We start from the raw sequence: 12,425 nt of genomic DNA on the forward strand, positions 1-12,425 counted from the left end.
GTCCGACACGCACGTCTGGAACGCGCGCATCACGAAAACTCAGGGTTCACGCTACGCCCGTCCGGGCAGGGGCGCGAACGCTGTCCGAACGGCCGTCAGTTCGCGAAACGCACCGGCATGATGAGGTAGCGATAGCTGTCGTCGGCGTCACCGTCGATCTCGTCCTGACCGGACAGGACAGCCGGACGCGTCGGCTGGGTGAAGCCGAGGCGGACGTACTTCGTGCCGACGACGCCGAGCCCGTCGAGCAGGAACTGGGGGCTGAACGCGATCTCGAGCTCGGGGCCGTCGATCTTCGCTTCGAACGTCTCCGACGCCTGCGCGTCCTCGCCCGTGCCGGCCTCGATGCGCACCGAATCCTCGGCGAACCGCAGACGGACGGGCATGTTGCGCTCAGCGACGAGGGAGACGCGCTTGCACGCCTCGGCGAGCTGCGCCGTCTCGACGATCGCCGTCGTGTCGACGCTCGTCGGGAACAGGCTCGTCACCTTGGGGTAGTCGCCGTCGAGCAGACGCGTCGTCATGCGACGCTGGCCGGCCTCGAAACCGGCGAGACCGGAACCCGTCGACGCGCCGCTCAGGGAGAGCGAGACGTTGCCGGCGGCACCGAGGGACTTGGCAAGCGAGTCGAGGGTGCGCGCGGGCACGAGCGCCGCGTACTCGGCGCCCTCGTCTCCGGCGTTCCACATGACCTCGCGCATCGCGAGGCGGTAGCGGTCCGTCGCGAGCAGCGTCAGCTTGTTGCCGACGACCTCGACGCGCACACCGGTGAGGATCGGCAGGGTGTCGCCGCGGTCGGCCGCGACGCTGACCTGCGCGACGGCCTGCGTGAAGACGTCCCCAGCGATGACGCCCGTCGGATCGGGGTTGGCGGGCAGCGTCGGGTACTCGCCCGTCGGCATGCTCTGGAGGCTGAACTTCGCGCTGCCGCACGTGACCTGCACCTTCGAGCCCTCGCTGACCAGTTCGATCGGCTTGTGCGGCAGACTCTTCGTGATGTCGGCGAGCAGGCGGCCCAGGACGAGGACGGTGCCCGCCTCTTCAACGTCGGCGTCGACCGTCACCTTCGCGGAGACCTCGTAGTCGAACGCGGACAGCGTCAGACCCTCGGGGCTCGCCTCGAGCAGGACACCCGCGAGCACGGGGACGGGCGGGCGCTGCGACAGACCGCGCACTGCCCAGGCCACCGCTTCGGCCAACACATCGCGTTCAACCCGGAGCTTCACGTCCACCGTCCCTCATCGTTCGTCGTCGCAGGCGAGCTGTGACCCTCGTGCGATGTCTCGTCACGCGCGGGGTGGCTTTCTGCTGCGAACGAACTCCGCGTCGATGCCACAGGCACAGCTGTGCGCTCGTGAGCCTAGCTCAGGTCGTCGGCCTGGCCCAAGAGACGACGAGGGGTGCTGACGGGGGACGTTGCCGGCTCGTCGGCAGTGGGGTGCGGTGTGGATACGTGGGGCGCTTTCTCGCCATGGTGAAGATGTTGGTCGTCGTCATAGGGGGTGTGGATGGTGGGGAAAACCCCTGTTCGCCCTCGTCAGCACTGGGATCTCGGGTGTGGGTGACGTGGGGATCGGTGCTGTGGACGGTGACAGCCGGTTGTGGAGAGAAAATCTTCATCCACAAGCGGCTGTCGTTGCGGTGTGGGTTTTCCCCTGATCGGACGGGTTTTCCACTGCTTCATCCCCAGAAACTGTGGATAACCCCGTGGATGAGGGGTGAGTCACTCGATGCTGGCTGAGCGTCCGCCGTGGACCAGACCTGAACTACATCCATGTCATCCACATTTCCACAGCGTTGTCCACAGGTGTGGATGAGCGCCATTCCGGGGTTCGTTGACCTTCGGATGTTCGCGGGCCGTCCGCGACCCACACCGTGCCCACATGGTTTTCCCCAGATTCTGTGGACAACCATGTGGGTGGCACCTGCGAGCCGCCGAACGGCAGTTTGGCAGCTGTCGGGCGTTGGCCCGCCGTTCACTCACGCACTCATCGACGCGCCGCCACGTGGGCGGCCCAGAGCAACGCGCCCGATGCGACGCAGCAGAAGGCGGCGAGCGCCCACGGGACGTCGCTGCCCCACGGCTGCAGTGCGATGACGACGCCGACCGTGGCTGAGGCGAGGGCGAACAGCAGGCCGTACGACGCCTGACGGGCGGCGCTGAGGTGCCCGGCTGCCCGCGCGCTCAGCCAGGAGCCCGCGATCATGCACACCACCATCGGCACGAAGAACATCCAGTAGTCGTTCTCGCCAAGCCCGAGTAGCCCTCCGAGGAAGAGAGGCGCGTTCGAGATGAACAAGAACTGTCCTGCGAACGCGAGCGACGCGGCCAGCGCGATGCGTAGGAACCGACCGCTGCGCAGTGCCGCCAGGAGAGCGCTCACGATGGGCCCGAGTGCGAGGGACGAGCGTTGTTCCACGGGAAGTGTCTCGGGCAGGAACCTGTTCACGCAGATGGTCATGACCACACCGAACGCGGTGAGGAACCAGAAGATCGAGCGCCAGTCGCCCACCGTCAGCAAGGCACCGCCCAGGATCGGCGCGAAGGCCGGCGCGAGTCCGAAGATCATCGACACCTGGCTCATCAGGCGTTGTGCCTCGGGGCCGGAGAAGAGGTCGCGGATCACCGCACGCGCGATGATCTGACCCGCCCCGGCCGCGAACCCCTGGAACGCGCGGAAGACGAGCAGCAGTGGCAGAGACGGCGCCAGGGCGCAGCCGACGGAGGCGAGGACATAGACACCGATCCCCACCGTCATGACGGGTTTGCGACCCACCGCGTCCGACACCGGCCCGTGGAACAGGCTCATGACGGCGAACGACAACAGGTAGACGCTGACCACCTGCTGCATCGCGGCCGGTTCCACGTGAAACTCGGCGCCCATGCGGGCGAACGCGGGCAGGGGCGCGTCGACGTTGAAGGGGCCGAACATAGACAGCCCGGCCAGCACGAGCGTGAGGACGGCGCCGGCACGACGCGTCCCTGATGTGGCTGCGTCAAGGGGAGCAGCATGCGGGGCGCGGTGCGTTGTCATCCGCGCATTGTCTCAGCGTCAGGCGCCTACAGTGACGCCGATCACGCCGATGTGCCGTGGAGTCAGTGACTGCGACGGCGGATCTGCGTCGTCAGCTCCGTGATCTGGTCGTACACGGGGCGACGCTCACCGATGAGCTGGCGGATCTTCTTCTCCGCGTGCATGACGGTCGTGTGGTCGCGCCCACCGAAGTGCTGTCCGAGCTGTGGGAATGAGTGCTCCGTCAGCTCACGCGACAGGTACATGGCGATCTGACGCGCCATCGTCAGGTTGCGTGAGCGCGACGGCCCCTTGATGTCGTCGACCGTCACCCCGAAGTAGACGGCCGTCTCGGCGATGATGTGGCCGACGGTGATCTGCCCCGTCTCGCTCGGCACGACGTCCTTGAGGACGAACGCGGCCTTCGCCCGGTCGACCGGTTCCTTCTGCAGCGACGCATAAGCGGCGACACGGATGAGCGCGCCCTCGAGCTCACGGATGTTCGTCGAGATCTTCGAGGCGATGAGCTCGAGCACGTCATCGCCGATGTCCATGCGCTCGGCGTTGGCCTTCTTGCGCAGGATCGCGATGCGCGTCTCCAGCTCGGGCGGGTGGACGTCCGTCGTCAGGCCCGACTTGAAGCGGCTGCGCATGCGGTCGGCGAACGTCGTCAGCTTCTCCGGCGGCTGATCCGAGGTCAGCACGATCTGCTTGCCGGTGGAGTGCAGCGCATTGAAGGTGTGGAAGAACTCCTCCTGCGTCTGCTCCTTGCCCTGCAGGAACTGGATGTCGTCGATGAGCAGGACGTCGACGTCGTCGCGGTAGCGGCGCTGGAACGTCGCGGCGCGGTCGTCACGGATCGAGTTGACGAAGTCGTTCGTGAACTCCTCGGAGCTGACGTATCGCACCCGCAGCTTCGGGTGGTAGTCGTGCACGTAGTGACCGATCGCGTGCAGCAGGTGGGTCTTGCCGAGCCCCGAGTCGCCGTGGATGAACAGGGGGTTGTAGGCCTGGCCCGGCTCCTCGGCGATGGCGATGGCGGCGGCGTGCGCGAACCGGTTGCTCTCACCGATGACGAACGTGTCGAACGTGTACTTGGGGTTGAGGCGCGGGGCCTCGGTGTCGCTCGGAGCGGCAGCGGCATCGCGCTGATAGCCCGTCGAACGAGGCGGCAGGACGACGCCCGGGTCGGCCTTCGTCGGCCTGGGTGCGCCCTGGCCGGGTACGGTGAACCCGAGCGTTCCATCACCGGATTCGGTTGCTGCAGAGGTGTTCTCGTCGGACGCGTCACCCTCGTCGTCGAGGTCGCGCACCGCTGCCTGGAGACTCTCGTCCACGCTGATGGCGACGCGCACCTGCTGGCCGAGCTGATCCGACAGCGCCTTCGCCACCGGTTCGCGCAGCGGCCCCTCGAGCATTCGCTTCGTCTGGTCGAAGGGCACGGACAGCAGCACGTTGTCACCGAGCAGCCCGACGAAGCGCGTCAGGTTGAGGTAGGCGCGATCACGCGAGCCGATGCCGTGCTTGTCCATGTCCTCCAACGCGGCGTGCCAGGTGCGCTCGTAGTCGACGGGTTCGTCGGTGGTCACGTGGCTCCTCCTGGCGCTGCGGGGGTCGCAGCCGGTCGGTCGTTGGTGCTCGAGGCCGTGATGGCGACGAGGCGGGCTTGGCGTCTCCCCATAGTAGGCCCCATATCCACAGAGTTATCCACAGCCTGTGCACGGTGTGTCGTGGGGCTCGTCGGGCGGTGTGGCGCCAGATGAGGGGAATGTCGTTTTCTCGCCAGGCTAACGGCGTGTCGACTGGATTTGTGCAGCGACGTGTGAATCACAGATGTGTTATTCGCGTGCGCGCGCTGTTAGGTATGGAGTGGAGGTTCGGACGTTTTGACCCTGTTGGCCCCGCATGCGTAAGCTAGATGACGATTGTCTGCGCCCCGATGACGGTGATCCACCGCCTCGATGCGTGCCGTTCCAAGGTATTTTCGCCGATGGGCAGGCCCTGTGGGCCGCCATTGCCGGTGCTGCAGGAGTGGGATGCCGAAGGTTCGAAGAGCCTGGAGCCCGTCACGTGCGGGTGGCGCGACAACCCTGACCATCAGCACGACGGCGGCGCGCGAGCGTTCGCCCTTCCCCAATGGAGTTCGACGTGAGCAAGCGCACCTTCCAGCCCAACAACCGTCGCCGCGCCAAGACGCACGGCTTCCGTCTGCGCATGCGCACCCGCGCCGGCCGCGCCATCCTGGCGAACCGCCGCGCCAAGGGTCGCAAGCAGCTTTCCGCCTGAGTTCGGCCCACGACCGGCCGTGCTCCCTGCTCAGCATCGCATTCGTGACGCAGGGCAGTACCGCGCCGTCCTGCGGGATCGACGTGCAGGGCGCGCGGGTGGCTCGCTGCTCGCCGTTCATGTGATCGACGCCGACGCGTTCGGCCTCTCACCCGAGGATCGGGTGGGGCCGCGCGTCGGTTTCGTCGTTTCAAAGGCCGTGGGCAACGCCGTCGTGCGTTCGCGGGCCAAACGCGTGCTGCGGCACGTCGCCCGGGACGCGTTGAGCGAGATCGATCCCGGGCTCGACATCGTCGTGCGCGCGAACCCGGCGATCGCCGGCGCCTCGAGCCACGACGTCGCGAGGGAGTTCGATCGGATGCTCGCCAAGGCGACGCGTCGACAGCGACCCGATGTTTCACGTGAAACGGATTCACGTGAAACATCGGGTCGGTCGCATCAGGACGCGTCGAGGGTTCGACGATGAGTGCTGGGGTGCCTCGAGCGCCGGCCGGCGATGATGTGCCCGTCGACCACGCCGCGTCAGCCACACCGGTGCCGGACGAACAGCACGGCTGGCGCCGCGTCGTCGTATGGCCGCTGCTCGTGGTCGTCCGTTTCTACCGTCGGTGGATCTCCCCGGCGTTGCCTGCCACGTGCCGGTTCTACCCGTCGTGCTCGACGTACGGCCTCACGGCCCTGCAGCGATTCGGCCCGATCAAGGGCACCTGGCTCACGCTCAAGCGGCTCGGCCGTTGCCATCCGTGGAACCCCGGCGGGGTCGACCACGTTCCTCAGAAGAAGACCTCCTGACGCCTGCTCGTCCGCGAGCGGCGTCGACTCACGCCCACATCATTGCGAAGGATGATTGATGGACACCCTGCTCTATCCACTCGAGTGGTTCGTCGCCGCCATCATGGTCGGCTGGCACAAGCTCTTCTCGCTCGTCGGCCTGCCCGAGGCGTCCGGCTGGACGTGGGCGCTGTCCATCGCCGGCCTCGTCATCGTGCTGCGCATCCTGCTGATCCCACTGTTCGTCAAGCAGATCCACGCGTCGCGTCGCATGCAGCTCGTGCAGCCAGAGATGCAGAAGATCCAGGCCAAGTACAAGGGCAAGAAGGATCCTGAGTCCCGCGCCAAGCAGCAGGAAGAGATGATGGAGCTGTACCGGACCACCGGTACCAACCCGCTCGGCTCGTGCCTGCCGATCCTGCTCCAGGCGCCGTTCTTCTTCGCGCTGTTCCGGGTGCTCAACAACCTGAGCAAGATCGCCGACGGGCGTCACGATGAGATCGGCTTCCTCACGAAGTCGCTCGCCGGCCAGGCAGAGAGCTCGAAGCTGTTCGGCGCGAAGCTGTCCGACACCTTCATGGGCACGTACGGCTGGGGATCGGCCAAGTGGGTCGCCATCCTGCTCATCGTCCTCATGTCGGCGACGTCGTTCATCACCCAGCACCAGCTGATGCGACGCAACATGCCGAAGGCCGCACTCGAGGGGCCGATGGCGAAGCAGCAGCAGATCATCATCTACCTGATGCCGATCTTCTTCGCGATCTCCGGTGTGAACTTCCCGATCGGTGTCCTCATCTACTGGTTCGTCACGAACGTGTGGACGATGGGCCAGCAGTGGTTCGTCATCCACCGCATGCCGACGCCCGGATCGGCCGCCGAGAAGAAGCTCGAGGAGCGCAACCGCGCCAAGGGGCGCGAGCACAAGACCGTCACGATGGACGATCTGCGCAAGGCCAATGAGGGCAAGCCGAAGGGCCGCTTCGCCCAGGCCATGGAGAAGGCGCAAGAACAGGCCCGCGAACAGCAGGGCGTCAAGACGGGTGCACGCCCCGCCGGCGCGTCGAAGGTCTCCATGTCGAAGAAGAAGGCGGCTGCGAGTGACGACGTCGTCGAGTCGAGCGTCGTCGAGACACCCGCGGCGACGAACCCGATGCGCGAGAACGGCCGGGCCACCAAGGCGCCGCAGACCGGGCCGCGCAACCAGCCGAAGAAGAACACGCCGCGCTCGAAGCGCAAGAAGTGAGAGGGACGTCATCATGACCGAACAGGCACCGGGACGCTCTGGCGTCACCAACCTCGAGCGCGAGGGTGAGATCGCGGCGGACTTCCTCGAGAAGCTACTCGACATCGCCGACCTCGACGGCGACATCGACGTCGAGGTCGAGGGAGGCCGCGCGGCCGTCTCCATCGTCGACTCCGAGGAAGGCCAGGTGCCGCGCTCCCTCGTCGGCTCCGGCGGCAAGACGCTCGACGCCCTGCAGGAACTCATGCGTCTCGCCGTCCAGGCTGAGACGGGCGAGCGCAGCCGCGCGATGCTCGACATCGCCGGCCATCGTGCTGAGCGACGAAGCGCTCTCGAGTCGAAGGCTGCTGACGCCGTCGCGGAAGCGAAGAAGACTGGCGCCAAGGTCGAGATGGAGCCGATGACCGCGTTCGAGCGGAAGGTCGTGCACGATGTGGTGCTCGCCGCAGGGCTGACGTCGGAATCCGAGGGCGCCGAGCCGAACCGCTACGTCGTGGTGCTGCCCGAATGATCGTGTTTCACGTGAAACTCGAGCGTGAGACGGCAGCATGACGCAGCCCGCTCACGAGCACGACGCGAAGACGCCTGCGGCCCCGCAGGCGTCTTCGCCGCCTCCGGCACCCGACACGGCAGCGGCCTTCCTGGCTGACCAGCTGCCGCTCATGACGCGCTACGTCGACGTCCTGTGCGACACCGGCGTCAGCCACGGGCTCATGGGCCCGCGTGAGGTGCCGCGCATGTGGGAACGGCACGTCCTCAACTGCGCCGTCGTCCACCCTGGAATCGCCCGGGGGTCTCACGTCGCCGACATCGGTGCCGGCGCCGGGCTGCCCGGCCTCGTCCTCGCCATTGCCCGCCCCGACCTCACGATGACGCTCGTCGAACCTCTGCTTCGACGGACGACGTGGCTGGCCGACGTCGTCGAAGAACTCGACCTGCCGAACGTCGAGGTGGTGCGCGCCCGCGCGGACGAGTTGTGGGGGCAGCGCACGTTCGACGTCGTGACGTCACGTGCCGTCGCGCGCATCGGGGAACTGGCGCGCTGGTCGTTGCCGCTCGTGAGCCGGGGCGGCGAGATGTTCGTCCTCAAGGGCTCGAGTGCCGCCGAAGAGCGTGACGAGGACGAGGCCGTACTGCGCCGGTTGCGTGTTCGCACGGCTGAGGTGGAGACGTGGGGCGAGGGCACCGTCGAGCCACCGACGGTGACCGTCCGGCTCACCGTCGACGGCGTCGCGCCGCAACTCACGCGCAAGCAGGCCGGCACGATCGACAAGACCAAGCAGAAGCCGTCCCGCCGTCCGGATCGGCGCGCCTGAGCTTCTCTCCGGTGCCGGTGCGCCACCCCACGTGATTCCCTGTCCCCAGGTGTGACGGCAACGTCAGGCCTGGGGACAGCCGCGTTCGCCCCCTGCGCCACAGGTGACACAATGGGGTCTTGCCGTCAACGCGAATCCGAGGAGAACCGGTGACATCCACTGCCCCAGTCGGCTGGCCCACCCACAGGCCTGGCGTCGCGCACACGGGCCCGAGCCCAGAGCCCGTCGGATGGCAGGGTTTCTCCACCGCAGCGGCAGAGAGCCTCGGTGTCGATGCGGTCGTCACGGAGCAGGCTGACGGCCCGATCGGTGCTGACGTTTCACGTGAAACACCTCAGCCGATGATGGATCCGCAGGTCTCGGGGGTAACCGGCCAGCGCACGACGGATGCCGCTGACGAGGTCGCTGAGCCGTCGGCCGCTGGCCAGGACGCCGCACCCATGAGGGAATCGGAACCCTCACCTCGCGAGATGCAGGATGGCGAGGATGCCGCGCCAGCCGGCGATGCCGTCTCTGACGTGCGAGCTGCGCTCGGTTACGACATCCTGCTCGGCGGGGCGATTGTTCCCCGTGAAACAACGACCCCGACGGCTCCCGCGCCGCGTGACGCGGATGGAACCGAGTCGGTCGATGGCGTCGAGGCCGCCACCCCAACCGACGCCCGGGGCGATGACGACCGTGCTGACTCTAGTGCCGCTGACACGAAGGCCGAGGTCGCCGTCTCCGATGGCGAAGGTGTGGGGGATGCCGCCACGACGGTGACGTTGACCGATCCCGTCGTCGACGAGGCATCGACAGATCAGGGCACGGCCGAGGTGCCCGAGGGCACTGCGGCACAAGACGATGTGTCGCACCGCAATTCTGCACAGAGCGCGGGGTACGTGCCGCGTCATCATGCCGAGTCCGAGGCCACAGACGCTCCGCAGTCGCAGAGCGTCGAGGCTGATCCCGCCCTGGCTGCGCGCTCGCCCCTGCCGTCGCGGCGCGCTCGCCGCCATGCCCGCCCCCGCGTCCCCAGCTTCGAACGCGCGACGGACACCGACTGGCAAGGCATGACAGATCACGACGACCCACAGCACCCCATGGACGACGAAGGACGACGCGATGTGCTCCACGCCGAACCCGAGGCACCGTCAGCCGAGCCCAGGCCGGCTCGCGTGAGCTTCACGAGCGTCGAGCAGTTGCCTCGCCCGACCCATCCGCGGGTGCTCACCGTCGCGAACCAGAAGGGTGGCGTGGGCAAGACGACGACGACCGTCAACGTCGCGGCGGCGCTCGCGCAAGCGGGTCTCAAGGTGCTCGTCATCGACATCGACCCGCAGGGCAACGCCTCGACCGCGCTCGGCATCGAACATCACTCCGACGTGCCGAGCGTCTACGACGTCATCGTCGAGGGAACGCCGATCGACGAGGTCATGGCGCAGTGCCCCGACATCCCCGGCCTGTGGTGTGCGCCCGCGACGATCGACCTCGCCGGAGCGGAGATCGAGCTCGTCTCGCTGGTGGCTCGCGAATCCCGTCTGCACCGCGCGATCAACGCGCAACTGGCGGATTCGACCCCGGACGAGCGCTTCGACTACGTCTTCATCGACTGCCCTCCGAGCCTGGGGCTGCTCACCGTCAACGCGTTCGTCGCCGCCGACGAGGTGTTCATCCCGATCCAGTGCGAGTACTACGCGCTCGAGGGGCTGAGCCAGCTGCTCAAGAACATCGAGATGATCAAGATGCACCTCAACCCCGGGCTGCACGTCTCGACCATCCTGCTCACCATGTACGACGGGCGCACCAACCTCTCCGCGCAGGTTGCGGACGAGGTGCGCGCGCACTTCCCCGAGCAGGTGCTCGGCGCGCTCGTGCCGCGATCGGTGCGCATCTCGGAGGCGCCGAGCCATGGCGAGACCGTCATGACGTACGACCCGACGAGCACCGGCGCGACGAGTTATCGCGACGCGGCACGGGAGATCGCCCTGCGCGGTGCGAGCGTGCCCGAGCCGTCGGGGCGCATCGGACGATGACCGACGCCGCGACGACCGACGGCCATCGCCGTCATGCTGCGACGTCGTCCGCAGCCTTCTCATACTCATCCCGCCTGACCCACCGTGTAGGAAGTGGACCTCGATGAACGACAAGCGACGTGGACTCGGCCGTGGCCTGGGTGCGCTCATTCCCAACACGACCGAACCGACGCGGGTGACGCGCCCGACGGACGTCTTCTTCACCGACTCCAAGGCCTCGCGTGCGCAGGACGGCGACGAATCCGGCGCCCCTGAGGCCCGTGCGAGCCGCTTCAGCGAGGCCCTGACGCCGCGCCCGTCGCACCAGGCGCCGCGCGGCACCGAACCCCGAACCGAGTCGCGCGCCACGACCCATCGACGTCACGACGACCTCGCCGCCGCCGCGGCCGCCGTCACGCAGCCCGCGGGGCAGGCGCCGAGCGTTTCACGTGAAACAGAGGTGGCCAAGCTCGAAGCGCAGCCGGCGCAGCGTGATGGGGCGGCCGGCGAGAGTGGTGCCGCGTCGAACCTCGCGCCCGTGCCCGGCGCCTCGTTCGCGGAGATCCCGCAGTCGCTCATCCGCCCGAACCCCAAGCAGCCGCGCTCGGTGTTCGACGAGGAACACATGGCCGAACTCGTCCATTCGATCGGCGAGATCGGCGTGCTGCAGCCCATCGTCGTGCGGCCCGTGCCCGAGAGCGACCCGGAGCACGCGCAGACGCCGTACGAACTCATCATGGGCGAGCGGCGGTGGCGCGCCTCCCAGGAGGCCGGTCTCGCGACCGTGCCGGCCATTGTCCGCTCGACCACGGACGAGGATCTGCTGCGTGATGCCCTGCTCGAGAACCTGCACCGCAGCCAGCTCAACCCCCTCGAAGAGGCGGCAGCCTACGCGCAGTTGCTCGAGGACTTCGGCTGCACGCACGACGAGCTCGCCACGAAGATCGGCCGCAGCCGCCCGCAGATCTCCAACACGATCCGCCTGCTCAAGCTGCCGCCGGTGGTGCAGCGTCGCGTCGCCGCAGGCGTCCTGAGCGCCGGCCACGCCCGTGCCCTGCTCGGCATGAGTGACCCCGCCGCGATGGAGCGGCTCGCGCAGCGCATCGTCGCCGAGGGGCTGTCCGTGCGTGCCACGGAGGAGATCATCGCGCTCGGTGACGACACGAAGCCGCGCAAGAGCGCTGTTCCACGTGAAACCAACCCGGACCTCGACCACTGGGCCAGCAACCTCGCCGACAAGCTCGACACCCGCGTCGGCATCACGATGGGCAAGAACAAGGGAAAGCTCACCGTCGAGTTCGCCTCCGTCGATGACCTCAACCGCATCATGGACGCTCTCGGGATCGAACGTGGCTGAGCGTCTCGACCCGGATGAGGCTCCTGAGGTCGATCATTCTGACGGCAGCTCGGCCACGGCGCAGACGCAGGACGGGCATCTGACGCGTTCCGACATCACCGACGCTCCGCTGATCGACGGCACGGATCCGCTGAGCGACAACGCCATCGACCGCCGTCGGGGCCGCACAGCGACGCCGCAGCTCGTCATCTTCTGCCTCTTCGCGCTGATCTTCGTCTACTTCGTCATCGGCGACGTCATGCACGGCGACTGGGGCATGGCGGTGCTGGGCCTCGTCGTCCTCGGCATCTGCGGGGCGGCCATCAAGCGAGAGTTCGACAAGAACCGCTGAACCACTGACGGCCGCCCCCCTTGCGTCCAAGTGCACCCGGGTGCATCTGGGCGCAAGGGGAGGGCAGCACGGGGGTAGAGACGAAAAGCCCCGGCCCACCATGTCTGGTGGGC

The 12,425-nt window shown here is 67.5% G+C and carries 13 protein-coding genes; 9 read left to right on the forward strand and 4 right to left on the reverse strand.

Going from position 1 to position 12,425, the window contains the following annotated elements; all coding sequences use genetic code 11:
• Nucleotides 1–95: 95 nt before the first annotated feature.
• From dnaN to dnaA, 3 genes are all read right to left on the reverse strand, one after another.
• Entirely contained in the window at nucleotides 96–1,226 is a 1,131-nt protein-coding gene (gene dnaN, locus AC1RS9_RS11800; protein WP_492921602.1) for a DNA polymerase III subunit beta, read from the reverse strand.
• 762 nt (nucleotides 1,227–1,988) lie between these two features.
• A complete protein-coding gene (locus tag AC1RS9_RS11805) occupies nucleotides 1,989–3,035 on the reverse strand; it encodes a Bcr/CflA family efflux MFS transporter (RefSeq protein WP_354944831.1) in 1,047 nt (348 codons plus the stop codon).
• A gap of 62 nt (nucleotides 3,036–3,097) precedes the next feature.
• On the reverse strand, nucleotides 3,098–4,603 hold the full coding sequence (gene dnaA / locus AC1RS9_RS11810; RefSeq protein WP_062256879.1) for a chromosomal replication initiator protein DnaA: 1,506 nt from the start codon (nucleotides 4,601–4,603) through the stop codon (nucleotides 3,098–3,100).
• A 559-nt stretch (nucleotides 4,604–5,162) separates the two neighbouring features.
• Here dnaA and rpmH point away from each other — a divergent pair.
• From rpmH to rsmG, 6 genes are read left to right on the forward strand one after another with little or no spacing between them, the layout of a single operon-like run.
• The gene (gene rpmH, locus AC1RS9_RS11815; protein WP_006944663.1) at nucleotides 5,163–5,300 is read left to right on the forward strand and encodes a 50S ribosomal protein L34; all 138 of its coding nucleotides are present in this window, start codon (nucleotides 5,163–5,165) and stop codon (nucleotides 5,298–5,300) included.
• Nucleotides 5,301–5,319: 19 nt separating this feature from the next.
• A complete protein-coding gene (gene rnpA / locus AC1RS9_RS11820; RefSeq protein ID WP_144693792.1) occupies nucleotides 5,320–5,766 on the forward strand; it encodes a ribonuclease P protein component in 447 nt (148 codons plus the stop codon).
• Nucleotides 5,763–6,092, forward strand: a complete 330-nt coding sequence (gene yidD, locus AC1RS9_RS11825) for a membrane protein insertion efficiency factor YidD (protein ID WP_260852896.1) — start codon at nucleotides 5,763–5,765, stop codon at nucleotides 6,090–6,092. Before rnpA ends, yidD begins: the two co-directional genes overlap by 4 nt.
• Before the next feature lie 58 nt (nucleotides 6,093–6,150).
• Entirely contained in the window at nucleotides 6,151–7,314 is a 1,164-nt protein-coding gene (gene yidC, locus AC1RS9_RS11830; RefSeq protein ID WP_144693794.1) for a membrane protein insertase YidC, read from the forward strand.
• A gap of 13 nt (nucleotides 7,315–7,327) precedes the next feature.
• Nucleotides 7,328–7,825, forward strand: coding sequence for a Jag family protein (locus AC1RS9_RS11835; RefSeq protein ID WP_006944720.1), 498 nt, complete (start codon nucleotides 7,328–7,330; stop codon nucleotides 7,823–7,825).
• 37 nt (nucleotides 7,826–7,862) lie between these two features.
• Nucleotides 7,863–8,630, forward strand: a complete 768-nt coding sequence (gene rsmG, locus AC1RS9_RS11840) for a 16S rRNA (guanine(527)-N(7))-methyltransferase RsmG (protein ID WP_144693796.1) — start codon at nucleotides 7,863–7,865, stop codon at nucleotides 8,628–8,630.
• Between the two features lie 458 nt (nucleotides 8,631–9,088).
• Here the strand turns inward: rsmG and AC1RS9_RS11845 are convergent, their stop codons facing one another.
• Nucleotides 9,089–9,694: a hypothetical protein gene (locus AC1RS9_RS11845; protein ID WP_390614067.1), complete on the reverse strand. Its 606-nt coding sequence runs from the start codon at nucleotides 9,692–9,694 to the stop codon at nucleotides 9,089–9,091.
• Here AC1RS9_RS11845 and AC1RS9_RS11850 point away from each other — a divergent pair.
• The 3 genes from AC1RS9_RS11850 to AC1RS9_RS11860 all read left to right on the forward strand — a co-directional run bounded on the left by AC1RS9_RS11850 (nucleotide 9,584) and on the right by AC1RS9_RS11860 (nucleotide 12,312).
• Nucleotides 9,584–10,645 carry a ParA family protein gene (locus AC1RS9_RS11850; RefSeq protein WP_390614069.1) on the forward strand — a complete coding sequence of 354 codons (1,062 nt, stop codon included), beginning with the start codon at nucleotides 9,584–9,586 and terminating at the stop codon, nucleotides 10,643–10,645. The genes AC1RS9_RS11845 and AC1RS9_RS11850 overlap by 111 nt on opposite strands.
• Before the next feature lie 103 nt (nucleotides 10,646–10,748).
• Nucleotides 10,749–11,981 carry a ParB/RepB/Spo0J family partition protein gene (locus AC1RS9_RS11855; RefSeq protein ID WP_144693798.1) on the forward strand — a complete coding sequence of 411 codons (1,233 nt, stop codon included), beginning with the start codon at nucleotides 10,749–10,751 and terminating at the stop codon, nucleotides 11,979–11,981.
• Complete coding sequence (locus AC1RS9_RS11860) at nucleotides 11,974–12,312, forward strand: hypothetical protein (RefSeq protein ID WP_144693800.1); 339 nt, start codon at nucleotides 11,974–11,976, stop codon at nucleotides 12,310–12,312. Before AC1RS9_RS11855 ends, AC1RS9_RS11860 begins: the two co-directional genes overlap by 8 nt.
• Nucleotides 12,313–12,425 lie beyond the last annotated feature (113 nt).

The sequence above is a fragment of the Dermacoccus sp. MPR-E5 genome (genome assembly GCF_058809565.1).

Excerpts from the sequence above, each read along its gene's own strand:
- AC1RS9_RS11805 (WP_354944831.1), bottom strand. The coding sequence starts at position 3,035 with ATGACAACGCACCGCGCCCCGCATGCTGCTCCCCTTGACGCAGCCACA.
- yidD (WP_260852896.1), top strand. The coding sequence starts at position 5,763 with ATGAGTGCTGGGGTGCCTCGAGCGCCGGCCGGCGATGATGTGCCCGTC.
- yidC (WP_144693794.1), top strand. The coding sequence starts at position 6,151 with ATGGACACCCTGCTCTATCCACTCGAGTGGTTCGTCGCCGCCATCATG.
- AC1RS9_RS11835 (WP_006944720.1), top strand. The coding sequence starts at position 7,328 with ATGACCGAACAGGCACCGGGACGCTCTGGCGTCACCAACCTCGAGCGC.
- rsmG (WP_144693796.1), top strand. The coding sequence starts at position 7,863 with ATGACGCAGCCCGCTCACGAGCACGACGCGAAGACGCCTGCGGCCCCG.
- AC1RS9_RS11855 (WP_144693798.1), top strand. The coding sequence starts at position 10,749 with ATGAACGACAAGCGACGTGGACTCGGCCGTGGCCTGGGTGCGCTCATT.